The sequence below is a fragment of the Salinivibrio sp. YCSC6 genome (assembly GCF_004916735.1).
GTDB classification, from domain to species: domain Bacteria; phylum Pseudomonadota; class Gammaproteobacteria; order Enterobacterales; family Vibrionaceae; genus Salinivibrio; species Salinivibrio proteolyticus.
The window spans coordinates 1,775,441-1,798,164 of the sequence record NZ_CP039516.1 but is presented as its reverse complement, the minus strand read 5'-3'; the positions used below and the strand labels follow the sequence as shown (position 1 = coordinate 1,798,164).

29 protein-coding genes, 1 tRNA gene and 3 pseudogenes are annotated in these 22,724 nt (G+C 43.4%); 27 read left to right on the top strand and 6 right to left on the bottom strand.

Going from position 1 to position 22,724, the window contains the following annotated elements; all coding sequences use genetic code 11:
• Positions 1 to 72 precede the first annotated feature (72 nt).
• The 4 genes from fabV (at position 73) to E8E00_RS08245 (ending at position 3,377) form a co-directional block, all read left to right on the top strand.
• Complete coding sequence (fabV, locus tag E8E00_RS08260; RefSeq protein WP_077455154.1) at positions 73 to 1,275, top strand: enoyl-ACP reductase FabV; 1,203 nt, start codon at positions 73 to 75, stop codon at positions 1,273 to 1,275.
• Between the two features lie 139 nt (positions 1,276 to 1,414).
• Positions 1,415 to 1,505 (top strand) — tRNA-Ser (locus E8E00_RS08255).
• Between the two features lie 459 nt (positions 1,506 to 1,964).
• Entirely contained in the window at positions 1,965 to 2,219 is a 255-nt protein-coding gene (locus E8E00_RS08250; RefSeq protein WP_096627855.1) for a hypothetical protein, read from the top strand.
• A gap of 174 nt (positions 2,220 to 2,393) precedes the next feature.
• The gene (locus E8E00_RS08245; RefSeq protein ID WP_096627858.1) at positions 2,394 to 3,377 is read left to right on the top strand and encodes a hypothetical protein; all 984 of its coding nucleotides are present in this window, start codon (positions 2,394 to 2,396) and stop codon (positions 3,375 to 3,377) included.
• Positions 3,378 to 3,615: 238 nt separating this feature from the next.
• On the opposite strand, the gene E8E00_RS08240 is transcribed toward E8E00_RS08245, so the two are convergent.
• Positions 3,616 to 4,740: an IS4 family transposase gene (locus E8E00_RS08240; protein ID WP_240788871.1), complete on the bottom strand. Its 1,125-nt coding sequence runs from the start codon at positions 4,738 to 4,740 to the stop codon at positions 3,616 to 3,618.
• A gap of 173 nt (positions 4,741 to 4,913) precedes the next feature.
• Between E8E00_RS08240 and E8E00_RS17315 the strand changes: the two genes are divergently transcribed.
• Together E8E00_RS17315 and E8E00_RS08230 are read left to right on the top strand one after the other, a co-directional pair.
• Entirely contained in the window at positions 4,914 to 5,153 is a 240-nt protein-coding gene (locus E8E00_RS17315) for a hypothetical protein (RefSeq protein WP_077675068.1), read from the top strand.
• 187 nt (positions 5,154 to 5,340) lie between these two features.
• A complete protein-coding gene (locus E8E00_RS08230; protein WP_096627861.1) occupies positions 5,341 to 6,447 on the top strand; it encodes a PIN domain-containing protein in 1,107 nt (368 codons plus the stop codon).
• A gap of 216 nt (positions 6,448 to 6,663) precedes the next feature.
• On the opposite strand, the pseudogene E8E00_RS08225 reads toward E8E00_RS08230, so the two are convergent.
• Positions 6,664 to 7,132: pseudogene (locus E8E00_RS08225) on the bottom strand (transposase); the annotation flags it as partial.
• 213 nt (positions 7,133 to 7,345) lie between these two features.
• Between E8E00_RS08225 and E8E00_RS08215 the strand changes: the two are divergent.
• The 3 genes from E8E00_RS08215 to E8E00_RS08205 all read left to right on the top strand — a co-directional run bounded on the left by E8E00_RS08215 (position 7,346) and on the right by E8E00_RS08205 (position 10,272).
• Complete coding sequence (locus E8E00_RS08215; RefSeq protein ID WP_096627866.1) at positions 7,346 to 8,203, top strand: DUF6236 family protein; 858 nt, start codon at positions 7,346 to 7,348, stop codon at positions 8,201 to 8,203.
• Positions 8,204 to 8,333: 130 nt separating this feature from the next.
• Entirely contained in the window at positions 8,334 to 9,323 is a 990-nt protein-coding gene (locus tag E8E00_RS08210) for a DUF3644 domain-containing protein (RefSeq protein ID WP_096627869.1), read from the top strand.
• A 193-nt stretch (positions 9,324 to 9,516) separates the two neighbouring features.
• Complete coding sequence (locus E8E00_RS08205) at positions 9,517 to 10,272, top strand: hypothetical protein (RefSeq protein WP_096627871.1); 756 nt, start codon at positions 9,517 to 9,519, stop codon at positions 10,270 to 10,272.
• 169 nt (positions 10,273 to 10,441) lie between these two features.
• On the opposite strand, the pseudogene E8E00_RS08200 reads toward E8E00_RS08205, so the two are convergent.
• A pseudogene (locus E8E00_RS08200) lies at positions 10,442 to 10,666 on the bottom strand (IS110 family transposase); the annotation flags it as partial.
• Between the two features lie 194 nt (positions 10,667 to 10,860).
• On the opposite strand from E8E00_RS08200, the gene E8E00_RS08195 reads away from it, so the two are divergent.
• The 4 genes from E8E00_RS08195 to E8E00_RS08175 all read left to right on the top strand — a co-directional run bounded on the left by E8E00_RS08195 (position 10,861) and on the right by E8E00_RS08175 (position 13,725).
• Positions 10,861 to 11,298, top strand: a complete 438-nt coding sequence (locus E8E00_RS08195) for an NUDIX pyrophosphatase (RefSeq protein ID WP_096627874.1) — start codon at positions 10,861 to 10,863, stop codon at positions 11,296 to 11,298.
• A 148-nt stretch (positions 11,299 to 11,446) separates the two neighbouring features.
• Entirely contained in the window at positions 11,447 to 11,956 is a 510-nt protein-coding gene (locus E8E00_RS08185; RefSeq protein ID WP_096627877.1) for a hypothetical protein, read from the top strand.
• Between the two features lie 141 nt (positions 11,957 to 12,097).
• Complete coding sequence (locus E8E00_RS08180; RefSeq protein WP_069591324.1) at positions 12,098 to 13,042, top strand: D-2-hydroxyacid dehydrogenase family protein; 945 nt, start codon at positions 12,098 to 12,100, stop codon at positions 13,040 to 13,042.
• Between the two features lie 161 nt (positions 13,043 to 13,203).
• Positions 13,204 to 13,725 carry a GrpB family protein gene (locus E8E00_RS08175; protein ID WP_077640757.1) on the top strand — a complete coding sequence of 174 codons (522 nt, stop codon included), beginning with the start codon at positions 13,204 to 13,206 and terminating at the stop codon, positions 13,723 to 13,725.
• A 292-nt stretch (positions 13,726 to 14,017) separates the two neighbouring features.
• Here the strand turns inward: E8E00_RS08175 and E8E00_RS17310 are convergent.
• Positions 14,018 to 14,279: pseudogene (locus E8E00_RS17310) on the bottom strand (IS110 family transposase); the annotation flags it as partial.
• A 30-nt stretch (positions 14,280 to 14,309) separates the two neighbouring features.
• On the opposite strand from E8E00_RS17310, the gene E8E00_RS08165 reads away from it, so the two are divergent.
• The 3 genes from E8E00_RS08165 to E8E00_RS08155 all read left to right on the top strand — a co-directional run bounded on the left by E8E00_RS08165 (position 14,310) and on the right by E8E00_RS08155 (position 16,148).
• Entirely contained in the window at positions 14,310 to 14,786 is a 477-nt protein-coding gene (locus tag E8E00_RS08165; protein WP_096627880.1) for a GNAT family N-acetyltransferase, read from the top strand.
• Positions 14,787 to 15,124: 338 nt separating this feature from the next.
• Positions 15,125 to 15,757 carry a type B chloramphenicol O-acetyltransferase gene (gene catB, locus E8E00_RS08160; protein WP_096627884.1) on the top strand — a complete coding sequence of 211 codons (633 nt, stop codon included), beginning with the start codon at positions 15,125 to 15,127 and terminating at the stop codon, positions 15,755 to 15,757.
• Between the two features lie 43 nt (positions 15,758 to 15,800).
• Positions 15,801 to 16,148: a hypothetical protein gene (locus tag E8E00_RS08155; protein WP_096627887.1), complete on the top strand. Its 348-nt coding sequence runs from the start codon at positions 15,801 to 15,803 to the stop codon at positions 16,146 to 16,148.
• Between the two features lie 45 nt (positions 16,149 to 16,193).
• Here E8E00_RS08155 and E8E00_RS08150 read toward each other — a convergent pair whose 3' ends face one another.
• Both E8E00_RS08150 and E8E00_RS17495 read right to left on the bottom strand, forming a co-directional pair.
• Positions 16,194 to 16,472 (bottom strand): type II toxin-antitoxin system RelE/ParE family toxin, encoded by a 279-nt coding sequence (locus E8E00_RS08150; RefSeq protein ID WP_096627890.1) that lies wholly within the window; start codon positions 16,470 to 16,472, stop codon positions 16,194 to 16,196.
• Positions 16,469 to 16,675: a hypothetical protein gene (locus tag E8E00_RS17495; protein WP_371414233.1), complete on the bottom strand. Its 207-nt coding sequence runs from the start codon at positions 16,673 to 16,675 to the stop codon at positions 16,469 to 16,471. Before E8E00_RS17495 ends, E8E00_RS08150 begins: the two co-directional genes overlap by 4 nt.
• A gap of 82 nt (positions 16,676 to 16,757) precedes the next feature.
• Here E8E00_RS17495 and E8E00_RS08140 point away from each other — a divergent pair, with 82 nt between their 5' ends.
• From E8E00_RS08140 to E8E00_RS08085, 11 genes are all read left to right on the top strand, one after another.
• The gene (locus E8E00_RS08140; RefSeq protein ID WP_096627893.1) at positions 16,758 to 17,039 is read left to right on the top strand and encodes a type II toxin-antitoxin system Phd/YefM family antitoxin; all 282 of its coding nucleotides are present in this window, start codon (positions 16,758 to 16,760) and stop codon (positions 17,037 to 17,039) included.
• Positions 17,036 to 17,338 (top strand): type II toxin-antitoxin system RelE/ParE family toxin, encoded by a 303-nt coding sequence (locus tag E8E00_RS08135; protein ID WP_096627896.1) that lies wholly within the window; start codon positions 17,036 to 17,038, stop codon positions 17,336 to 17,338. The genes E8E00_RS08140 and E8E00_RS08135 overlap by 4 nt, the downstream gene beginning before the upstream one ends.
• A gap of 783 nt (positions 17,339 to 18,121) precedes the next feature.
• Positions 18,122 to 18,469 (top strand): hypothetical protein, encoded by a 348-nt coding sequence (locus tag E8E00_RS08125; protein WP_096627902.1) that lies wholly within the window; start codon positions 18,122 to 18,124, stop codon positions 18,467 to 18,469.
• 51 nt (positions 18,470 to 18,520) lie between these two features.
• Positions 18,521 to 19,207, top strand: coding sequence for a GNAT family N-acetyltransferase (locus tag E8E00_RS08120; protein ID WP_168174029.1), 687 nt, complete (start codon positions 18,521 to 18,523; stop codon positions 19,205 to 19,207).
• 153 nt (positions 19,208 to 19,360) lie between these two features.
• Positions 19,361 to 19,699 (top strand): hypothetical protein, encoded by a 339-nt coding sequence (locus E8E00_RS08115; protein ID WP_096627908.1) that lies wholly within the window; start codon positions 19,361 to 19,363, stop codon positions 19,697 to 19,699.
• Between the two features lie 56 nt (positions 19,700 to 19,755).
• Positions 19,756 to 20,304, top strand: coding sequence for a GNAT family N-acetyltransferase (locus tag E8E00_RS08110; RefSeq protein WP_096627911.1), 549 nt, complete (start codon positions 19,756 to 19,758; stop codon positions 20,302 to 20,304).
• A 21-nt stretch (positions 20,305 to 20,325) separates the two neighbouring features.
• Entirely contained in the window at positions 20,326 to 20,823 is a 498-nt protein-coding gene (locus tag E8E00_RS08105; protein ID WP_096627914.1) for an ASCH domain-containing protein, read from the top strand.
• Positions 20,820 to 21,215, top strand: a complete 396-nt coding sequence (locus E8E00_RS08100; protein WP_096627917.1) for a GFA family protein — start codon at positions 20,820 to 20,822, stop codon at positions 21,213 to 21,215. The genes E8E00_RS08105 and E8E00_RS08100 overlap by 4 nt, the downstream gene beginning before the upstream one ends.
• Before the next feature lie 31 nt (positions 21,216 to 21,246).
• Positions 21,247 to 21,987 carry an SDR family NAD(P)-dependent oxidoreductase gene (locus tag E8E00_RS08095; RefSeq protein ID WP_096627920.1) on the top strand — a complete coding sequence of 247 codons (741 nt, stop codon included), beginning with the start codon at positions 21,247 to 21,249 and terminating at the stop codon, positions 21,985 to 21,987.
• 208 nt (positions 21,988 to 22,195) lie between these two features.
• On the top strand, positions 22,196 to 22,456 hold the full coding sequence (locus tag E8E00_RS08090; protein WP_096627923.1) for a type II toxin-antitoxin system Phd/YefM family antitoxin: 261 nt from the start codon (positions 22,196 to 22,198) through the stop codon (positions 22,454 to 22,456).
• On the top strand, positions 22,443 to 22,712 hold the full coding sequence (locus tag E8E00_RS08085) for a Txe/YoeB family addiction module toxin (RefSeq protein ID WP_021024592.1): 270 nt from the start codon (positions 22,443 to 22,445) through the stop codon (positions 22,710 to 22,712). Before E8E00_RS08090 ends, E8E00_RS08085 begins: the two co-directional genes overlap by 14 nt.
• The last annotated feature ends 12 nt before the right edge of the window (positions 22,713 to 22,724 follow it).

Below are 22,724 nucleotides of genomic sequence, written 5' to 3'. Positions count from 1 at the left end.
TTCCGCAAAAGGGGATGCATAGGTCGGCGTTAGTAATTATCCTTAGCCTCAATTTTGTGAGGGACGTTGAATATGATCATCAAACCTAAAATTCGCGGATTTATCTGTACGACCACCCATCCGATCGGCTGTGAAGCCAATGTAAAAGAACAAATTGACTACACCAAAGCGCAAGGCCCGATTGCCAATGCGCCTAAGCGTGTCTTGGTGGTAGGGGCATCCAGCGGTTATGGCTTGTCCTCACGCATTGCGGCTGCCTTCGGTGGCGGTGCGGCAACCATTGGTGTGTTCTTTGAAAAACCAGGCACCGAGAAAAAGCCTGGCACCGCTGGCTGGTACAACTCTGCCGCATTCGACAAGTTTGCCAAGCAAGAAGGCCTGTATTCCAAAAGCCTGAACGGCGATGCGTTCTCGCATGAAGCTAAGCAAAAAACCATTGATTTGATCAAACAAGATTTGGGGCAAATCGATATGGTTGTCTATTCACTGGCTTCGCCAGTGCGTAAGCTACCTGACAGCGGCGAGCTGGTGCGCTCATCACTCAAACCAATCGGTGAGACCTATACCTCAACCGCCGTTGACACCAACAAAGATGAAATCATCGAAGCCAGTGTCGAGCCGGCTACCGAGCAAGAAATTCAAGATACCGTCACCGTGATGGGCGGTGAAGACTGGGAGCTTTGGATTAACGCACTGAACGACGCTGGTGTATTGGCCGAAGGCTGCAAAACCGTCGCGTACAGCTATATCGGTACCGAGCTCACTTGGCCTATCTACTGGGAAGGTGCGTTGGGTAAAGCGAAAATGGATCTCGATCGCGCCGCAAAAGCACTGAACAATACGCTCTCGGCAAAAGGCGGTAGTGCCAACGTCGCCGTATTGAAAAGCGTGGTCACCCAAGCGAGCTCGGCTATTCCAGTTATGCCGCTTTATATCGCCATGGTATTCAAAAAAATGCGTCAAGAGGGCGTCCATGAAGGTTGCATGGAGCAAATCCATCGCATGTTCACCCAACGCCTCTATAAAGACGATAACAGCGCCCCAGAGGTAGACAGCGAAAACCGTCTGCGTTTAGATGACTGGGAACTGCGTGACGATATTCAGCAGCACTGTCGTGACTTGTGGCCACAGATCACCACTGATAACCTCAGTGAGCTGACTGACTACAAAGAATACAAAGCTGAATTCCTAAAACTGTTTGGTTTTGGTGTTGAAGGCGTAGACTACGAGGCAGACATCAGCCCCGTGGTTGAATTTGATGTCGAAAACATCTAAAACGGTTTAAAAAACACACCAAAGAGGCCAGCCTAACGCTGGCCTCTTTTTTATTGGCTGAAAGCTGACCAAACGCACCGCGAATGTTGGTTTTTTACTTTACAAGCCAACGGGAAACCCATATTATACGCCGCGTTCCGGAGGGATGGCTGAGCGGTTGAAAGCACCGGTCTTGAAAACCGGCAAGGGTTAATAGCCCTTCTAGGGTTCAAATCCCTATCCCTCCGCCACATACCGAAAAGCCGCTGAGAAATCAGCGGCTTTTTTCGTTTTCTGCCCCGCAATCATGCAAATCCTGACATTGCCAACATTTTAGACGCCTCTGTCTAAACACCTTTCTCATGCTCTGGTAGTCTACGTCCCTTAAATATCTCCCGCACATGGTCTTTTGGATGCCGCCAACCGAAGGGCGGTAGCGTGGACGTTAAAGCAAATCCATTGGGCTTGTGATATCCGACCTCGTTCCCACGCTCCTGCGTGGTAACGAGTTATGGATAAGTTTCGATGGTTGGGGTAAGTGTGATTCTTGAGCCGAGATGAAAGTATGCACACTTTCGCAGACAAGGTGATTGCTTCGAGCGTTAAAAATATGTTTAATCATAAGTAGTTAGATAAAAAAAGGCGCGTATAACGGTTTGGGAAAATCGAGCGCGCGCACTAATACAATGTAATGTTTACAAGGAGATGTTATGCCATTAAGTGATAAAGCCAAAAGAGCTTATGATTACTTTATTGAAAACCAAGGGAATGATATAGACCTTGATGGTCTTGTTGAAGCTACTGGTTGGAAACCAAATACTGTTAAAACGTATGTTAATAAAAAATGGAAAGGGACTGTCATTAATAAGCTTTCCCCTACAAACTACGAAGTAATAATCCCAGAAGGGACAACTCCTGAGCAATTTGATGATTTACAAACTCAAGTTGATCGGAGAGCAAGGTAAACATAACAAGGCGCTCAAGCAAAGGACGCTAAAAGTTTGGCTTCACTCGTTCCTCTTGATTTTAGCCAAACTTTTATCGCCGCTTAGCTGGGCGTTAGAAGGTGTTGGAATGGGTTGTTGAATATATGTGTGCCTGTCCACGACGTGAAAGCCTCTGAAACTAAAGGGATACTTATGATTTGGGTGTTGGTAATATTCGTTTCAGCGTTGCTCCCAATTATTATGGCGCTGAACGCCGAGTACTTTTCTCCTTTGGTTGGAGTCGATCAAGGTAACTGGCTTGGGTTGATTGGTGCAACGCTTCCCCTGTGGTTTTCTCTTGTTGTGCTTTCAGTGCAACAGTTGGCAGAGAAATTGAGGGACAAAAGGCGATTATACGAAGCTTTAATTGAAAGACATGATGCTGACACAGATGCCTATAACGCAGCATTCATGCGCTTTAGTAATTCTCTTAACCTAAAGATGCGTACTCTGAGGCAGGCAGTCGCACAGATTGAGGATGTGTTGAATGAGGGGCCCGCATCGGAAGTGTTCGGTGCTTGGCGGGGCAGACTAAAAAAAGAGAGCCTTCCGAGTAACTGCCCCGATATAAGGGCTGCGCTTAGAGACGTGACTCGGTGTCCGGGGTTTCTTTTTTTAGAAGATAGCCAAATACGACGATCACCCCTTTCAATTGCCGCCAACTCTAAAATTCCTGCGGTCGATAAGGTGGTTTTCTCGAGGGATGAAGAAATAATAATTGCTCGGCTTGCCCAAGACCTTGTTAAGGATTCCGTTAAAAAAAATATTTTGCTCGCTGGTGCTGGCATGTTGAGTCAGAGCGCGGATTCGTCGGTCGCACTCGACAAGTTTAATAACGAGGTACACTCCCTTTCGTTGTGCATCCGCAATAAGTCCGGTGTTGATGACATTAAAGACTGTTTCTATGGCGTGGCGCTTTCTCTGTTATACTTGATTGAAGTCCTAGCTCTTGAAATATCAGTAGAGCAAGAGGCTCATGCTATTTTTTCTGATATATACGGCAAACACATTGAAAGACAGAGGGGCTTTTATCCAGTTCTGAAGGCGCCTCTTCAGATAGCAGAAGTGGTGCTTCCCGAGGATGTAAATGATTATTTGGACCCTCGCGTGGCCTTGAATCACGTCGGGCTTGTTTAGTGTTTCGGCTTGGTCGTAATTGATCAGGGTAATTCGTCGGTTTTGTTTTCGCTTTCCGATTAGAGGTTTCGGTGGAGTGTCGTTCTAACGATCAGTTCAACCCGAGAATCACGCCGGGCTTCGCCCTCCGTAATTTTCGGGTTAACTGGGCGCTGGCGGATCCCCTCATAATTGACCGAGCCCCATCGTATGCGTTAGCCGTTGATATTCCCTGATGGCCCACTGATATTGGGTTAGCTTAATCAGGTATCGCCGATGGTTTCTGACCTCGCGACCAAGACGAGGTATCGAGAGCACGCGACGATGCTTGATGGTGTTGGCTTGAAAGTGATAATGCCAACCTGCTTGGGTCGCCACTAAGCCATTCCACCACATTAAGATCGGCAAGCAGGGCAATGAGTAGCAAGATATTGAGCCGTTTTACACAGCGCGTCCGGTTGTGTCGAAGTGCCATGCCGTAGGCGGTGCTTTTTAAGTCTCTAAAGGCTTCTTCTATCTGCATACGCTTGGCATAAAGCCGCGTGATTTGGACCGCATTCATTGCATGCGTGGGGATATTCGTTACGAGCAACCAAGGTTCACTGCTCCCTTTTTGATAAAGCGCGTTGGCGGAATGACGCTGGCAGGTGCGGCTATGACGATGCACTTTGAGTCCTTTGGGGGCACCTTTGTAGAGATACGCAAAGCAATGAAGAGGCGAACGCTTCGCTAATAAACAGGGCCCAAGAGTGTGAGGTTTAGCTGATGCGTCAGGGTAAAACTGCTTATTGGATTGCCACGGGTGCTGATGGGTTTTAATCGAGACCTCGCCACGTACGCGGCCTAACCAGAACCAGCCTTTTTGTGCCACTTGTCGGAACCAAGTATTTCTAAAGCCCGCATCGGTGACCAAGATTGGGTGGCAACCGTCAGGCAATATCCCTTGGAGCGTATCGAGAAAGCGTTGATGGGTGCGAGGCGAGTTATAGTCGCCATATTCAAAGGCTTGCTCATACAAAGTGACGGCACGCCCATCCACGGCGATAGAAGCACGCAGTGTCATATAGCGCAATTGCTCACGCACATCCGACCAATCAACCAAGATGACGGAACAAGGATTGGCGCGCGTAATCAGATGCGTATGCCAGCGATAAATGAGATTTTTCTCTTGATGTAACAGCGTATTGCCTAATAGGCGGTCGATACGTTTAATCGCATGTTTAACTGAGGTTTGTGTCTCAAGTGCGCGCCCAAGCTTGGTGAGAGTTAAATCAGCGCCATCGAGTAAGGTTTTAGTGGCAAGAGTAAGAGAAATAAGCCGTTTTTTGTGAATTTTTGGGCACTGCTCTGACAGTGTTTGTAGTAGGATTTGATCATCACGCATCGTTAGCATCGCTATTGAATCTGTCTGTATCGAGTGTGTTTTTGGCGAAATTCATTAGATCAGAGGGAGCGATGCGTGTCTACCTCATTGTTTCAAAAGATATTTATGAGGGGATTCGCTAGAGCAGAGCGTTAGTTGCTAGGTGAAAAATTAGGTTGTTGGAGATAATCAAGTTGGTTCAAATATACGGCGCTGAAGAGACCAAAGCGTTCTGTTGTAATTGCAAAAAGGTGACACTTCATAAGTATGAAAGCTTCTCTAAATCTAATGAAGCTACGGGAAAAGAAGTTAAGGGTTTCTTTTCTGGCTTATTTGCAGCAATAGCGAATGCGTTAATGGAAGGTGAGCATTCAGGTGATTACAAGTGCAAAGTCTGCGGTACAAACTTACATACACCAGACTACCTAGATTAAGGTTGTAGATCTCGGCAGGTGGTAAGTTTCACAACTAACAATAGAATTTATGGGTGATTCACAACGCTAATCGCTCTTACTTCAAGCAATTTTAGTGTTTATGGCACAATGCTTTAAGTAGGTGGTTAGCGTTGTTCACACCTTAATTTGGCGTTATACCACTGTTACGCTGGTAAATTTGGGATTAATGATGATAAAAAATTTAATATTAGACACTAACATTCTTCATAAGGACTATGACTTTAGAAGTAAAGATTTAAGGAAAATCATCAAAATATGTAGTTTGTATAAAGTTAATGTTTGTATTCCCCAAATAGTTATTGATGAATGTTTAGGTCAATATAGAAAAGCATTTAAGACTGCTATTGGAAATCTAGAAACATCAAAGAGAGATATAACTCGACTCCTGAATGATCGATATATAAATAACTTTCCTTTTGATAAGCTGATCAAAGAGGTATCTACTAGAGAGGAATACTACTCGAAGGTATTGAGCGATTTTATCAATGATAAATCAATTGATGTTATTCCCTATTGCAAAATCTCCCATCAAAATGTGGTTAATAAAATGTACGATGCTAAATATCCATTTATTAACAAGGACATGGAAAGAGGCTATAAAGATTTTTTACTAACAATGTCAGTGTTAGAGCATGTCAATGGGAATGAGTCTGTTATATATACCAAAAACGTCAAAGACTATACGAATAAAATCAATAAAGACTCTATCAGCTCTATACATACTGACTATGAGAGTGAAAATCGCTTTGTGTCTGAGAGTTTACCTTCGATAATACAAAAATTACATGAGGGTCATAGTTCATTCAAATCTCTTAAAATTGATAGCTCTGATCTAGAAACGTTTTTTGATGAAATGGTTGCTAACATTATTGATGGGATTTTGTATAAAGATGAACTTTACGGTGAATTATGGTTTGAACCAGAGGTAAATAAAGGATCTATCTATAGTCAAATAGTAGATGAGCCTACCATTGAGCAAGATATAAATTGGCAGCATTTTACTGTCTCTGGAAAAGTTAAAATTCAATTTACTTGTAAATTTTCGATGAGTAACCATGAGTTTGAGATGTTGAGTGAAAACTTCTACTTTTATGAATTAATTAGTAGTGCAGTCAAAAGTAAAGGGCATAAACTCGATGATGAATGGGAGTATACTTTTCATGATGTAAAATATATAAGTATCTTTGATTTTACGTATGATCTATTTGAATTTGAAAATAATCCATTGGAAAAATACGATGAATATGCTTTGACGATCTATCGGGTAAATTAGTGGTATAACACATATGAGTCCTTCTCCGGTCAATAGGCAATAGTATTTTTTTGGCTACGCCAGCAGCCAAGGTTATCGAACAACAAAGTCGTCTACTTCGTTCTGTCATTTCCGCCATTAAGTCATTGCTTACGGCAAACACATATAGAAGGTCTCTTACTGCGGTCTTACCGCTACCTGCCAATCCTGTGACAGGGCCATTAGACATTATTCGGGATTGTACTGACTGAAGGTATTGGAGACATGGGCTTTCAAATCAGCGCCGTGACGCATGATTTTGGTTCGGCGGCGAAGCAAATCGCGAGTGGCCCTCATTGCTTTTGGATAGATATAAGCTAGCGGAAAGTTACCACCCCTGAAGAGAAGCAGTCTTATAGGAATCAATGCGGTCGTTTTTGGTTTTGCCGCCGTGAATGGCTTTCATGTACAAGGCATGGCCGAGCACAAAGTCAAAGGCGTAATCGAGACAAAGGTCACTCACCCAATACCAGCAATGCATACACTCGACGCCGACAACAATGTGGTCTTGAAAGGGCGCAAGAGTGTCTAAGAGTGCGTCGGGGTTGGCGTCAACTTTCTTATGAACCACGGTGTTACCCGCAGAATCAATGATACAGACATAAAGAATGCGCGCATGCAGATCGATGCCGCAGTAATAATCGTGCTGTTGGTTATAAAATTTCATCGAGTCTTCTCCTTTTTGGATTTGTCGCCTTCCAGCTTAGCCTGCTGGTTAAGCTGGAGGAGAAGGCTCAATGAGTATCAAGTTGTTCAAGAGGGATTCGCAACGCGTGGCATTTTTACTATGCGTTGGTTTTAATGATTAAGGTGGTATGCGGAGACATCGGTGTTGCGTTGGCTCACCCCTTAACAAAGCGTTATACGAGCAGGAGGTGAAATGGATCGCGGTATAATAATTACTCCAAATTATTCAATTTCGAATAATGGGCATGGATTACAAATGAATGGCTCAGTTGAGCCGATAAATCTCAGAAACTACCTTCTTTTTTGGGACAAGATAGATTATCCAACAAATAATATGATTCATATTGGTGGTGGCCAGGATGTTGATTTCCTCATTCAGGAAGGGATTGCTAAATCTACAGCGGTACGATTTCGTGAGTTACGAGGTGATCAAAATGGATTTTTACCACTAGCAACTCAAATGGCAGCTTACGAAGAAAACAACAAATTTGAAAATGAAGAGTGGAGTATTGCCCAGCCAACGGATAAACTAATTGTTCCTCAGCAATATGCAAAAACGCAGGGGTGTTTAGAATTTGAATTGTATAATGCTATCCAAATTCCAACAGGTGACGTCCCTCTTCCAGAAATTATTGACTTTAAGAATAAGAGGTTACCAGAGCTTTTAGCGTTACGTGATGCCATGGATTCAATTTTAGATACTGTAGTTACAAGCCAAGACATACCTAAACGAAAGAACAAAGCAATTAATAAACTTCATCGCGATTTAAATGATTTCAATCGCGTTATGAAAGAAACTGGCTTTAAAAGAGTTAAGCGTTCCTTAACGGCAATAGCTACTGATCCATGGTTTGGTGTTAGTAATGCAATGATGTTAGGTAATGGTTATTTGCCAGAAAATTATCAACCATATATGCAAGGGCTTAATGTGGCAGCTTTAGGGGCATGTGCACTGAAATTTAGCTATCGCGAATTGAGCGTTGGACGTAACATACCCGTTGAGTACAAACATTTTGCATATCTTTCAAGCATCCAGAAAGAGCTCGTATAACAAACAACTCAAAGGGACAAAAATACGCGGAATTTTTGGTTTGGTTTGTTTTTGGGGTACGGCAGGTTCAGTTGAGTTGATAGGTTTTGGTTTTTGCCCTTTAGTTGGGCGTTAGCTTTATGGAGGGAGTATGAAGTCACGAGCAAGGACTATGCTCGATAAGTCTATCGCAGCGATGCTTTCTGCCATCGAGATATACAACAAGCCGGACTTCAACTACAGAGCGGAAACTTTTTCCGTCTTATGTATAAATTCTTGGGAGCTTCTGTTTAAAGCAAAAGTACTCCAACTTGCTAGAAACCAAGTCACAAGTTTGTACGTATGGGAGCACCGGCAATTAAAGACAGGAAAGAAATCAAAAAAGAGATATATTAAAACCAATAGAGCTGGGAATCCTATGTCAGTTAGCCTGTTTGAAGCACATAGGATCATAATTGAAGACTATGGGGTGAAGGTTAATAAAGCGGTAAAAACCAACATTGCAGCGCTTACGGAAATACGCGATAACTCAATCTATTTCATAAACGATGACTTAACTTTGGCTATAAAAGTTCAGGAAATTGGCACGGCTTCGCTGCAAAACTACTTGCATTTAGTGCAAGAATGGTTCGGTCCAGTGCTCGATAAATATAATTTTTATCTAATGCCTATGGCCTTTTTTAGAGGGTTTGATTCCGTTAATGGAGAAACTCTTAATGCATCGGAGAAGAAGATTTTAGAGTATATTGACTCAATAGAGAAAGAGTACGATGACGAGTCACTTTCTGACTATAATCTTTCACTCCGAATCGATGTAAACTTTAAGAAAGTTAAAAGCGGTTCTGGCGTCCCTATTCAAATTACAAATGACGCAAAGGCCCCAGTTGTTCGTCTTGCAGAAGAAGAGATAATGGATAAGTATCCTTGGGACTACGATGTTTTAACCACTCGCCTCAAAAAAAGATACTCTGATTTTAAGGCTAACGCAGACTATCATAGAATTAGAAAGTCCCACGAAGATAATGAAAAATACTGCCACAAAAGATTGTATAATCCATCTAATCCAGATAGTGGTAGCAAAGTTTTCTTTAATCCCAACATACTCAAAGAGTTTGATAAACATTACACCAAAAAAAGCTAACCAATGCGTTAACGGGACCGCTTTGTTCCGCTGCCGCTCCACAAACCGGCCCGTTACGCCGGCGTTAGGCATCGAAAGTAGCTTCGAGGTATTCGATTTGAGTAAGATAAAAAGTAGTTTCTATCCTGAGTGTGATCTAGAAGATAAGAACAACTACAAACGAGTGTACTATATAAAAAGGGATGGAACTGCTATGGAAAAAATTGTTCTAGATGTCATCGACCCTTTTCATAGAGAAACACTTATTTTTACACATTATCTACGCCATTTTGTTAAGCATTTTTGTAACAATGACTTAGGTATTAATCTGATTTCTCGAGATGCACCTTGGGACTTTCAAATTGAAACAAGCGACAATTCAAAGTTTAATATTGAAATAACGTCAATCGCTGAGTCATATAAAGTGTTTAATAATTACTCTAGTGAAGAACGTTACACTAAGTGGGCACAGGAAAAAGAGATACCCCTGCACGAGCTTATTAAACTAGGGAAACTTTTTCCACGTGATGATATTAATAGTATTGCTCAAGGGTTTGTACAAGCAGGTGTTGATGAAAATAATCTAGTCCTTAACCCTTTGTTTTCAAATGAAAGGGCCTTGTTTATTAGTAAGCTACCTTATCAAGTTGATACTGTTGAAAAAGTGCTTTTGGATAGCATTTCAAAAAAGGCATCGAAGAGACATGAGGGTAAAGAGCAAACAGTGCTCATTATTGATAACCGTACTATGTCATTCGAAATGGATGACTTTTACTCTGTGTTACCTAGTGTCTCAGAATATTGCGAGTCGTTGGATTTCCCCGAAATATGGTTATATACAGGTCATTGCTCTGACGATGATGGCAATAATGCAGACTTTAGTTTTATTCCGATTAAAGTCCGCGACTACCAAGCTAAAGTTCTGAGCTTGACGGCTGAACAAAGTGAGTGTGGAAAAGTTGTGTGGTAGCGCTGCCTAACACATATGAGCCCTCCTCCGGTCAATAGGCAATAGCATTTTTTTGACTGCGCAGCAGCCAATGCTCTCGAACAGCAAAGTCGTCTACTTCGTTCTGTCATTTCCGCCATTAAGTCATTGCTTACGGCAAACACATATAGAAGGTCTCTTACTGCCGTCTATCGCGACAAAGGTCACTAACCCAATACCAGCAATGCATACACTCGATGTCGACAACAATTTGGTCTTGAAAGGGCGCAAGAGTGTCTAAGAGTGCGTCAGGGTTGGCGTCAACTTTCTTATGAACCACGGTGTTACCCGCAGAATCAATGATACAGACGTAAAGAATGCGCGCATGCAGATCGATGCCGCAGTAATAATCGTGCTGTTGGTTATAAAATCTCATTGAGTCTTCTCCTTTTTGGATTTGTCGCCTTCCAGCTTAGCCTGCTGGTTAAGCTGGAGGAGAAGGCTCAATGAGTATCAAAACAATCAAGGTGATGCATTACACTCGGTATTTTTGGTAGAGAGTCCGGTGCGCTTGGTTAGTTCAACGTGGCACACCTTATTGTAGGCGTTATGCGAGTAGAGGAAAAATCAATGAGAGCACCATTTCAAGTATTAGTATTTCCGTATCAAATACTCAATGAACAACCTCGTTATTTAATCGGAAAACGAAGTGATAATGGTGCATGGCAAGCTATTTCAGGCGGTGGTGAAGATAGTGAATCCATTCTCGAGGCAGCAAAGCGTGAACTTAAAGAAGAAACTAGTTTAATTGGCTGTGCTTGGCAGCAATTGGACTCAATGTGTATGCTCCCAAAAGTGTACTATGCTGGTCATGAAAATTGGACTAATCATCAGTTTGTTGTGCCTGAATATTCTTTTTCGGTTCGGGTGTCTACTGAGCCTCAGCTATCAAATGAGCATACAAAATTTCGTTGGTGTGGTTTTCAAGAGGCGAGTGAACTTTTGAAATATGACTCAAACAGAATAGCCTTATGGGAGCTTAATCAAAGACTTAATAGCAACCTTTGAAAAACAATGTACTTAAAGAAAGACGTGTCCGTTAAAGTGGATCAACATCATTCGCAACGCGTGGCATTTTTACTATGCGTTGGTTTTTGTGATTACGGCGTTATGCAGTAAGTTGGTAGTAGCGTTGTCTGCCCCTTAAGCAGGCGTTATGTTCTTGGAGGACATGGTGGAATATCAAAGGGACAGGGTAACTTTTGGCGTTTTTCAAAAACTTGTTGTAGGGCTGTATAAAGCCCTCGTATTCAAGCTTTCTAACAAAAAAGAGAAGCTAGAATGGCAGCTAATCTTGATCGCCGATTGTTTACGAATCATTGGGCTTTGTAGGTTAGCTTATCGGATGGCTTTCAAAGTGCATACTTCAACGTCTAGTGTTAAGAACAAGTTCTGGTCAACCCATACTTCAGGTATAGCTCTGCAATATTCAGGTGACATGATTGGCGCTGAAAAAGCATTCTTAAAAAGCCAGGACTTTGCTTGTGAGCTTTCTTTGAGCTTTAGCTTGCAGCATTTGGGTAAATTGAACGTTGAGGTTGGCAACTATAAACTGGCAGAGCAACAGTTCATAGAAGCATTGGCAATTCGAGAAAAATTGAAACGGGCTGACTTGGTAGAGTCGACTAACAGGGCGATTCGAGGACTACAAAAGTTACGAACATAACAATACAAACTGTTTAAGAGTGATTCGCAACGCGTGTCATTCTCAGCTTAGATTGAATTTTGTGGTTAAGGTGTAATGGTTTAGGTCAGGTGTAAGCGCTGCTGACTACCAACGCGGCATTATAACAACAGGGAGATTTTCGTGAACGTAACAGTTTTAGATGACTATCAGGATGTGGTGAGAACGTTAGATTGTTTCGAATTACTATCACATCACGATGTGTCTATTTTGAACGAAACATTTCCTGAGTCGGAGTTGGTCGCTAAGCTAAAGCACACAGAGTGTCTTGTTTTAATACGAGAACGTACAGTCATTACAGAGTCACTGCTTGCACAGTTACCTAACCTTAAAGTCATCAGTCAAACAGGTAAAGTTAGCAATCATATTGATGTCCGCTTATGCGAAAAATATGGAGTAAAGGTATTTGAGGGGCGTGGCTCTCCTGTTGCTCCTTCGGAATTAGCTTGGGCACTGATTATGGCGGCAAGTCGCCACGTACCAACTTATTCAGCTAATCTCCAAAATGATAAATGGCAAAACTCTGGAGTGCTTGGTTTAGGTCGTACTCTAAAGGGTTTGAAGCTTGGTATTTGGGGCTACGGAAAAATTGGACAACGAATTGCTCAATATGCAAAAGCATTTGAAATGTCAGTGGTTGTTTGGGGGAGTGCGCAATCAAGAAATCTTGCAATTGAACACGACTTTGAGGCCGCTGCGTCAAAGGAAGCATTTTTCTCTGGTTCGGATATTGTATCACTTCACTTACGTTTGAATGAGGTAACTAGGGCGTGTGTAACAGCTCAGGACTTAAGCTTAATGAAGCCTGACTCTTTATTTGTAAATATTAGTCGCTCAGAGCTTGTCGCGACCTCTGCGTTATACAACGAACTGGTGGCGACCCCAACTAAGCGAGCTGCCGTTGATGTATTTGACAATGAACCAGCATCGCTTGATAGCGAACCTTTATTATCGTTACCTAACGTAACGGCTACCCCACATTTAGGGTATGTAGAGCAAAACAGCTATGAGCTTTACTTCAAAATAGCATTCGAGAATATTTTAGCTTTCGAGCGGGGTAAGGCATAAACATCAGCATCGAGGAAACCGTTATTATAACAATAAACTTAAGCAGCTTCTGTCAACGCATGGTGTTTCCAGTCCCATTGAGCCACCGTATTACAGTTGTTGGTTTTGGTTGTTATGCGTTGCCAGCCCCTTAGGCTAGCCTCAGGCAAATGGAGATAGACGTGAGTTTAAGGAAAATTGAAGTCGTAGATTTTCAGTCGTCGTGGGCTGATGATTTTAATCGAGAAAAAGCGCTAATCTGTAATGCGTTAAGCAAAGAAAATGTGGTGGGAGTTCATCACATCGGTAGCACTTCAGTGGAAGGTTTATGTGCGAAACCAATTATAGATATTCTGCTTGAAGTTAAATGTCTCAGTGAGCTGGATGAGCAAAGCTACCTGATGGAATCGTTGGGTTATCTCGCTAAAGGTGAGTTTGGTATCCCGGGTAGGCGCTACTTTCAAAAAGGTGGGGTTCAACGAACTCATCAAGTCCACGCCTTTCTAACAGGTTCACATGAAGCGCAAAGACACATTGCTTTTAAAGAGTATCTTATTGCTTTTCCTGAAGTGGCCGATGAGTATGGTGTGTTAAAGAAAACGGGTGCAGCAATCTGCAACAATGACATAGATGTATATTGCCGCCATAAAGATAGCTTTATTAAAGAGCATGAGGCTAAGGCTCTCACGTGGAAGTTTGCGTAACACATATGAGGCCAATAGGCAATAGCATTTTTTTGGCTACGCCAGCAACCAATGCTCTCGAACAACAAAGTCGTCTACTTCGTTCTGTCCTTTCCGCCATTAAGTCATTGCTTACGGCAAACACATATAGAAGGTCTCTTACTGCGGTCTTACCGCTACCTGCCAATCCAGTGACAGGGCCATTAGACATTATTCGGTTAACCCAAGCAGGCGCCACTCAAAAAGAAGGCTAAACGTTTGTTTTCCAGTTATCTTCAGGCTCAGTTTGGGGTAAGCAACGTTGTTGTCCGTTGAAGCGGTTGTGAACCAGCTCTCTGGCGTAGGGATAGCGCAGTTGGAGGTTAGGTGCGGGATGATTGTACTGACTGAAGGTATTGGAGACATGGGCTTTCAAATCAGCGCCGTGACGCATAATTTTGGTTCGGCGGCGAAGCAAATCGCGAGTGGCTCTCAGTGCTTTTGGATAGATATAAGCTAGCGGAAAGTTACCACCCCTGAAGAGAAGCAATCTTATAGGAATCAATGCGGTCGTTCTTGGTTTTGCCGCCGTGAATTAATTGAGCGTTATACGATTAAGGAGAAAAATGAAGCCGGATTTACACGGAAGTAGAATCATATTGAGGTCTATTCAATCTAAGGATTGCAACGATCTGTTTGAGATTTATAGTGATAATCAAACAATGGAATTTGCCTCAGATCCAGTTTTTACATCGAAAGATATGATAGTTCAGATGCTAGAAAGCGTCGTCCGACTAGAGAAATCAGGTGAATCTTTGGAATGGGCGGTAATGGAGAAAGCGACAAATAAAGTTATTGGAACCTGTGGCTTACATAGCTTTAGTGATAACGGTGACGCCTGTGAGGTCGGATGCTTACTGAATTCATCATACTGGCGACAGGGGTATATGTCAGAAGCTCTTTTGTTATTATTTTCTCATACTAAATCATTGGGGGTTGAAAAATTGTTTGCAGATATTGATGAGGGTAACTTCCGCTCTCAAGCTTTGTTTAGCAAGCTAGGCTTTAAAGCTAATAATGGTAAGTTTCAGCGCTTTATTTGAGGCATTTTATAACAAACGAGTATGTCTTCAATCACTAAATATTGGTGAGGGTTAAATCAGCAGCGTCGAGAAAGTGTTAGTGGCAAGAGTAAGAGACATAAGCCGCTTTTTGCGAAATTTGTGGCACTGTTTTGACAGTGTTTGTAGTAGGACTTTGTCATCACGCATCGTTAGCATCGCTATTGAATCTGTCTGTATCGAGTGTGTTTTTGGCGAAATCCATTCGATAAGAGAGAGGGATGCGTGTCTACCTCGTTGTTTCAATTGATATCTATTAGGGAGTTCGCTAGATTGAGGCGTTAGGCAACGTTATCATTCTGGATTGGATGTAAAATTAAATGAAAAATTACTTTGAGAGCCCGTTCAAGGGGAAAACTCTGATAGAGCAAGTTAAGAACCCCAATATTAAGGTCGGCCGCTATAGCTATTATTCAGGCTATTATCATGGACACTCATTTGATGATTGCGCTCGATATCTCCTGCCTGATCGTGATGACGTCGATAAATTGATAATTGGAAGCTTTTGCTCTATCGGATCGGGAGCTTCTTTTATCATGGCTGGCAATCAAGGTCACCGATATGATTGGGTGACGTCATTCCCTTTTTTCTATATGAGTGAGGAGCCGGCATTTTCGGAATCATTTGATGCTTTCCAAAAGGCAGGTGATACCGTTATAGGAAGTGACGTGTGGATTGGGTCCGAGGCCATGATTATGCCCGGCGTAAAGGTTGGCCATGGAGCGGTAATTGGCAGTCGGGCTTTGGTTACCAAAGATGTAGAGCCATATACAATTGTTGGTGGCAACCCCGCAAAAGCGATAAGGAAGCGCTTTTCAGAACAGGAAATTTCAATGTTACTAGAGATGAGGTGGTGGGATTGGCCGTTGGAGAAAATTAAAGAAGCAATGCCTCTTTTGTGTTCGTCCGATATTGAAGGTTTGTACCATTTTTCGCAGCGCTCGGGTGCCTAACAAACGGCTGTTGTCACCCCAAGTCCTAGAGTTATAAGTCTCTATGAAAATCGCGATATTTGTCTTAATCATTCTGCTGGTCGGAACCAATGCGTTTTGGTTTTACCAAGCGATAGATTCTGGTATCACGGCAGCTTATCGGGATGACTCAATCGATAAGCTTCAGGAAACACAGGCGCAGCTTATGGCTTCCATACCCAAGCTGGCAGCCTCTCAGGAAAAGGCCGAAATTGTTGCTACTTTCGAGTCTGTCACAGACCAAGAAACTTATGAAAAAGAAGGCTGTATCTGGGTGGGCTGGGTAGGTCTGAAGTTTGGCGACGACGAAAGATTATTGGCGGTTTCGCCATCTTGGTCATATCAGCAGGGAGACCCTTGCTTTGATAACTAGACTGAGTCGTCTCTGTAATTAGCGTTAATTCCCCAGAGAAAGCAATTAATCCGTAGGGAATTTTTGTTTCTGGTGGAGTACACGCATCACTCGGATGAAATCGTCCTCAGCCCAGTAAGAGACAATCATCGAAATTTCAGGAATGATGAGTAACCGTCCGCGGATACCATCTCGCTGTGCTCCCATCGGCGGTTTTTCAATCAAGTTTTCTACTTTTGCTTCAATGAGGCTGTCAGTTTTCTCTGCGGCCTCAGGGTTGAAGTCATAGAGAAACTTAAAGATCTTTTCACGATCATTAAGTGACGCTTTTTCCCATACAATCACTGCTTACCTCGATGACGGATTTTGGCTTTGCGTTCCTCCATTCGAGATTTAGCTGTCTGGTGCTCAACGAAAACGGAGTTTCCTGAGTCAAACTGCTCAACCGCATGGTTTACTTGTTCAGTAAGTTCACGACAAGCATCACTCAACGTGCGGCCATGATGTGGGGATCGTGGCCGAGTTTGTTGAATTCTCTCACTCAATATAGGACACCACTATAAACACCTTGCCTGCTGTCGGGCAGTAACGTACTCTTAGTTGTACACATAAACGTACTAAGGTGATTTCATGTCAAGGGTTCGAGTAGATGAAGATATCCGTCCTCTGTCTGAATTTCGAGCAGGTGTAGCGACATTTGTAAAGCAGATCCATGAAACGCGTCGTCCTATGGTGCTGACACAAAGAGGCCGTGGTGTTGCCGTACTGTTGGATGTTCGCGAGTACGAGAAGATGCAGGAACGTCTGGAGATACTGGAAGATGTATATAAGGCGGAAGAACAGATAGCCTCTGGGGATGGTATTGCACACGAAGATGCGAAGGCACGTGTTCTGAGCAGGCTGGCTCGATGAAGATAGTTTGGTCGCCGTTTGCGCTGGAGCGTGTTGAGGATATTGCTCTGTATATTGCAGAAGATAACCCAGCTGCTGCGATACAGTGGGTTGATGACTTATTTGCCGCGGTCGAGCGATTGGCTGATTTTCCTAAAAGCGGGCGTATGGTTCCTGAGGTGGGGGCTCCTCGCATCAGAGAGCTAATATTTGGATCGTATCGGGTAATATACAGCGTCAAAGATCAGATCGATGTACTGACAGTACGCCGCAGTAGCCAGTTATTGCGGATGTCCGAGATCGGTGGTGACGAAACTTAACCAGCGGTTGCACTTCGCAGTTGAATCCGCGGTGCTCTGCTTCCCACCGCTTGTCGGCTCCAAACAGGCAGTTGAGCTGGGCGGAATGGTAAGAATTAGTCATATAGTAAGGGATATTGAGCGGAAATGGCATATACATGCCCTAAATGCGGGTGGAAACATAAACCGAGCCAAGAAAGATATTACAGAGCGAAAGGATTGGAAAAGCCTATATGCGAAGATTGTAATCCATCATTGAAGCAGAAGTTAGCTAGTATTCGGAAGGTTAGTATCGTTAACGCATTTTCGAATACTTATATGGGCTATGGGCCATTAGCATCAATTCCATATACTCCTGTAATACTACTTATACCCGCAGGATTGACATATTTTTTCCAAGGTGGTGTGGCTAATATTCTGAGCTTCTTATGCTTTCTTTTAGGATGGGTTGGCAACTATTATGTGACGACTAAGGTTGGTGACAAGCTAAGAACTAGGCTATTCCGAGGTGAGCCAGTATATTTAATCATACTTGGATATTATACACCACTTTTATTAATAGTAATCGGTGTGGTGATAGCCTTCCTCACAATAAAATAATTAACATCAAAAACGATTGTTTCGTCAAGCACTAAGTTTAGACTAGGTTTATAACTCGTACCCGCGCAGGAGTGTAGGAACGCTATAAAGAATTAACTCGATATAGTAATCTCTTATATTGGAAATTGTATTAAACTGAATGTAAATAATCAAAATAAGACCCTCGTTTTTATTTATGTCATTATATAAATGGAAATACTCATTATGGAAGATTTAGCCGATTTATTAAAAAGTAATGGTTTAAAGGCCAGAGTAAAAAATGGAAAAGTTTCAGTTAGACTTGACGGTCTCTCAAACCCAGTTTCGATAGTAAAAGATATATCTGACGATGAATGCAAAGTAAAAACGAACGATTCTATTATAACGGTTTTCGCTTGTTTTTCTTTATTTTTGGGTCTTTCGGGCATATATGAAGGTAATGGTAAATTTTTAATTAGTTGTGCATTTGTTTCAATGGCTATAGCTTCTTTTTTTTCAGTACTACTTACAGAAGTTAAGTTGACTAGGCTTCGTGCTATTTTAACGGCATACAATCGCGGAGAGTACGACTAATAATGCGTGTCGCGTAGCTGGCACTTTTGACTAAGTATGGAGTATAAAGCGATGGATAGCATTGATAAATCTTGGCTTGCGCGTTTGGGCGTGAATTATATTGAGAGCAATTATGTTTTCACTGGTTGTGACTATTATAAACGAGGCGGCGAAGAGGACTTAGCGTTTCTGTATGCGTCTGATAACCTGACACTGGTCAGCTGCAATGCAGACGTTCGCACACACCTAGAAAAATCTAAGCTGCGATCGCTGTATGACTATATCGACGATGTGAACTCTCAAGCGTTTGAGGTCTATATCGATGATATTGACTATTATCTATCAGGTCATATTTGTGACGCTAAATCAAACGTAGAGATTGATCAGCTCACGCTTGAAGCGCATCAAGAACGCATCGAACAATTTATCACAAGGTTTGATGAGGAAGAATTATTTAAAGCGGATTTTAGTCTGGACTCAGACTATTTCTATATGGCATATCTAGAAGGGCAGCCTGTTGGGATCATTGCGTCATATTGTGGCGTCGAGCCCTTTGAATCGCTGTCTATCTTGGTGACACCAAGCTATCGTCAGCGTGGTGTCGGCAAGGCACTGATTTCAAGGTGGGTTAAAGAGGTTGAAAAGAGGGGACGTGTCGCCAGATATCGTGCCAACCGGGAAAATATTGCCTCCCGACGCCTTTGCGAGTCGTTAGGCTTTGTTGCTCACAGTCATATTCAAATACTGGCAAAACTATGAGTAGCGGCAACGACCCAATACGCATTGGTGGGGTTATCGCAATATGATGAGTGGGAGAGGTGTTTGTGGCTGATATTCATGGAGATTTAATGTTGTCTTTAGAACCCTCCATTGAGATTGTTGATGACTCATTTTTTAAGGGCGTTTTTGAGTATGATTAATTGGCTACGGGCTTTACTCGTGTTTGGGGCTTTGGCTGTCTCTTTTTCATCGATGGCGCAGTCGCTGCCAGAAGGCGCAATCCAAGCAGGATCGCTAGCTAATCAAAAATTGATCCAAGATGCCATGACAGGGGTGCTGGTTACGGTGGCATCACAAGGCTGTGAGCAGCCGGATGAATTTGTGCCTTATGTGCGCGAAATGCCATCAGGTGAGGTAGGCACAAGAATGTGGCGAGAGTTATGGATTGTCGAAGGCTGTGGCGACACCTATCCGATAAAACTTCGCTTTCAGGAGGCGGGAGCTGGCGCTGCGAATTGGATGATTGAATAAATCGTACTGAAAATAATAAACGTCGACAATTGTGTCGCATTAATAATGAGGAAAGTATGTTTACATTGGATGTTAATCGTGACCTAAAACTGGAACTTATCAATACACGCTTTGCGCCGATTTATCTGGATATCGTTACCCGCGATCAGGAGTATTTAAGCCAATGGTTAGTGTGGCCACCGCATGCCCATGATGAAGCGTTCTTTTTGAGCTTTATTAAAAAATCCCTTCACGATTATGCAGAAGGTAAATCATTGGTATGTGGCATTATTTATCAGGGTCAATTGGTAGGCAGTGTGAGTTACAACACTATCAATCAGTCGCTTAAAAAGGTGGAAATTGGCTATTGGCTGAGCTCTTTGCACCAAGGGAAAGGGATTGTGAGTCAAGCCGTGGCTAAGCTCATTGAGCTGGCGTTTACCCAGTTTGGTATGGAAAAAGTACAGATATCGGCGGCAACGGAAAACACGCCAAGCCGAAAGGTCTGTGAGCGTTTAGGGTTCACACTCGAAGGCGTAATACGTCGTGCTGAAAATTTAAACGGACGCATTGTCGACCATGCCATTTACGGTTTAGATCGCGCTACGTGGCAAATCGCGGATTAGGTAGAAAAATCAAGGATGCTCATGAATACAGAACAACAGGCATTTTTAAACGCCTACCTTGCCACCTTAAGTGAAGCAGAACGTCAGGCGGTGCCTGAAACAATTGCTGAGTACTTTTGCGCGGATGAATACAATGCTAACGAATGCGCCCGTTTGATTGATCAAGGCATAAAACGCGCATCGTGCAGCTTAAAAGCTTGCTACGAGATCGAAAACGAACCTTACCCGCAAGTCGGACGTTTAACCGTGGTGCTTAACTGGGCGCAGCAGCCGGTTTGTATTATTAAGGTGACTGAAGTGAGCGAGTGTCCATTTGATCAAGTGACTGCTGAATTTGCCGCTGCGGAAGGTGAAGGCGACAAGAGTTATGCGTGGTGGCGGCAGGCGCATCTGGCATTTTTTGAGCAAGAGGGGCTGGCACTTGGCGTGCCGTTTACAACTCAATCCCCTTTGGTATTAGAGCGTTTTAAGAAAGTCTATCCGCTTGATAATCATGAAACTGAGCAGGGAAGCGCATGATAAAACAAGTCGGTCAAACATCCATCCAACCCGAACACTTGGCCCGTTGTCACTGCGGGGCGGTTGTGTTAGCCCTCGCGTTACCCAATGGCATTGAAAACCCCAGACGCTGCGATTGCTCGATGTGTCGACGCCGCGGCGCCATTGTTGGCTCGGTCAAACTTGCACAATTGCGTGTCGTTGCCGGCAGTGAGTTACTGAGTGTGTATTCCTTTAATACCCACACGGCTAAGCACTACTTCTGCTCACGCTGTGGCATTTACACCCATCACCAACGTCGCTCCAATCCGAGTGAGTTTGGATTCAATATCGCTTGTTTAGATGGCGTCAATCCGTTTGAGTTGGAGAACATTCCTGTGATGGATGGGATCCACCATCCGGCAGATCGCTAGGATGTCGCGGATATCGTTTTGAGGAGTGGCTATGACGAAATTGGCATTTGTATCGGGTGGTTCGAAAGGAATCGGTTTAGGCTGTGTTCTGCGGCTAGTTGAGGCAGGTTATAAAGTGATCACGTGCTCGCGCAACCTAGACGTGTGGCAGGCAGCTGTTACTGAATACCCTGTACTTAAAGCTGTTGATTATCAACAAGCTAATTTAGCCGATCAGGCTTCGCTAGAGCAGCTTTTCCGTTATATCCGCGAGCAATATGGTCAGTTAGATATTGCAATCAATAATGCCTCACCGGCGTTAGGTTCTGGTGGTCTTTATCATCAAGTTGATATGTTTGCGTTGAAAGAAACGCTAAATAATGACTTCTGGGGACACGCTCAATGCTTGCAGTACCAAATTAAGTTAATGGAGACAGGTGGAGCCATTGTCAATGTCAGCTCAATCAATGGCTTGCGACCAACGCCAAATGCAGCGATGTACAGTGCGGCAAAGCATGCCCTCGAAGGGCTAACACAATCCGTCGCGCTAGAGGCAATCAGAAATAATATCCGTATTAACGCTGTGGCGCCGGGCGTAACGTGGACACCAAGGTGGGACGAGCGACAGACTCATCAACCAACAATAAAACTCGATGTTGAAGAGCAAGTACCCGCCAAGCGGTTTGCACGCGTGGAGGAGGTTGTTGATGCCATTGAGTTTTTGCTCTCGGATAAAGCCAGTTATATCGTCGGCCATACACTTGTCGTTGATGGTGGCCTCTCTTTGGTGTAGGCCATTTACATAGGAATAGGATTAAGAGAATTATATTAATATGCAAACGCTAGATAAGCGTATTGCCTACCCATCCAACCCGAATACTTGGCCCGCTGTCACTGCGGGACGGTTGTGCTCAGCGAATAACCACTAGACATGTTCTCTAAGTTGTACATGTCTGGTTTGTTGCTCTATACTTCGATGGTGTACGAATAGGAGCAATCCGATGAAAATCATTTCGTTTACTGAAGCGAGAAATAGCCTCAAAACGGTATTAGATGGGGTGGTTAATGACGCTGATACCGCTATCATTACCCGACGTGATGCGGAAGACGCGGTGGTGATGTCGCTTGACTACTACAACAGCCTTATGGAAACCGTTCATCTGTTGCGCTCACCCGCCAATGCTGAGCACCTAAATCGGTCTATTACTCAGTACAAGATGGGAAAAGCGATGGAGCACGCGTTAGTCGATGACGATGAGTAGTCGCTTACTTTGCTGGACGGATGATGCGTGGCGTGACTACGTATACTGGCAAAGTCAGGATAGAAAAACACTCAAGCGAATCAACAAGCTCATCCTCGATGTAAAACGAACGCCATTCGAGGGAATAGGTAAGCCCGAAGCACTAAAAGAAAACCTGACCGGCTTTTGGTCGCGGCGTATTGATGATACCAATCGGCTGGTTTACGCCGTGGATGATACGTCTATTACGATCCTATCTTGCCGATATCACTATTAATCAGCTAGCGCC

Coding starts and splice junctions, on each gene's coding strand:
- fabV (WP_077455154.1), top strand. CDS start 73: ATGATCATCAAACCTAAAATTCGCGGATTTATCTGTACGACCACCCAT.
- E8E00_RS08250 (WP_096627855.1), top strand. CDS start 1,965: ATGCCATTAAGTGATAAAGCCAAAAGAGCTTATGATTACTTTATTGAA.
- E8E00_RS08245 (WP_096627858.1), top strand. CDS start 2,394: ATGATTTGGGTGTTGGTAATATTCGTTTCAGCGTTGCTCCCAATTATT.
- E8E00_RS08240 (WP_240788871.1), bottom strand. CDS start 4,740: ATGCGTGATGATCAAATCCTACTACAAACACTGTCAGAGCAGTGCCCA.
- E8E00_RS08230 (WP_096627861.1), top strand. CDS start 5,341: ATGATGATAAAAAATTTAATATTAGACACTAACATTCTTCATAAGGAC.
- E8E00_RS08215 (WP_096627866.1), top strand. CDS start 7,346: ATGGATCGCGGTATAATAATTACTCCAAATTATTCAATTTCGAATAAT.
- E8E00_RS08210 (WP_096627869.1), top strand. CDS start 8,334: ATGAAGTCACGAGCAAGGACTATGCTCGATAAGTCTATCGCAGCGATG.
- E8E00_RS08205 (WP_096627871.1), top strand. CDS start 9,517: ATGGAAAAAATTGTTCTAGATGTCATCGACCCTTTTCATAGAGAAACA.
- E8E00_RS08195 (WP_096627874.1), top strand. CDS start 10,861: ATGAGAGCACCATTTCAAGTATTAGTATTTCCGTATCAAATACTCAAT.
- E8E00_RS08185 (WP_096627877.1), top strand. CDS start 11,447: ATGTTCTTGGAGGACATGGTGGAATATCAAAGGGACAGGGTAACTTTT.
- E8E00_RS08165 (WP_096627880.1), top strand. CDS start 14,310: ATGAAGCCGGATTTACACGGAAGTAGAATCATATTGAGGTCTATTCAA.
- catB (WP_096627884.1), top strand. CDS start 15,125: ATGAAAAATTACTTTGAGAGCCCGTTCAAGGGGAAAACTCTGATAGAG.
- E8E00_RS08155 (WP_096627887.1), top strand. CDS start 15,801: ATGAAAATCGCGATATTTGTCTTAATCATTCTGCTGGTCGGAACCAAT.
- E8E00_RS08140 (WP_096627893.1), top strand. CDS start 16,758: ATGTCAAGGGTTCGAGTAGATGAAGATATCCGTCCTCTGTCTGAATTT.
- E8E00_RS08135 (WP_096627896.1), top strand. CDS start 17,036: ATGAAGATAGTTTGGTCGCCGTTTGCGCTGGAGCGTGTTGAGGATATT.
- E8E00_RS08125 (WP_096627902.1), top strand. CDS start 18,122: ATGGAAGATTTAGCCGATTTATTAAAAAGTAATGGTTTAAAGGCCAGA.
- E8E00_RS08120 (WP_168174029.1), top strand. CDS start 18,521: ATGGATAGCATTGATAAATCTTGGCTTGCGCGTTTGGGCGTGAATTAT.
- E8E00_RS08115 (WP_096627908.1), top strand. CDS start 19,361: ATGATTAATTGGCTACGGGCTTTACTCGTGTTTGGGGCTTTGGCTGTC.
- E8E00_RS08110 (WP_096627911.1), top strand. CDS start 19,756: ATGTTTACATTGGATGTTAATCGTGACCTAAAACTGGAACTTATCAAT.
- E8E00_RS08105 (WP_096627914.1), top strand. CDS start 20,326: ATGAATACAGAACAACAGGCATTTTTAAACGCCTACCTTGCCACCTTA.
- E8E00_RS08100 (WP_096627917.1), top strand. CDS start 20,820: ATGATAAAACAAGTCGGTCAAACATCCATCCAACCCGAACACTTGGCC.
- E8E00_RS08095 (WP_096627920.1), top strand. CDS start 21,247: ATGACGAAATTGGCATTTGTATCGGGTGGTTCGAAAGGAATCGGTTTA.
- E8E00_RS08090 (WP_096627923.1), top strand. CDS start 22,196: ATGAAAATCATTTCGTTTACTGAAGCGAGAAATAGCCTCAAAACGGTA.
- E8E00_RS08085 (WP_021024592.1), top strand. CDS start 22,443: ATGACGATGAGTAGTCGCTTACTTTGCTGGACGGATGATGCGTGGCGT.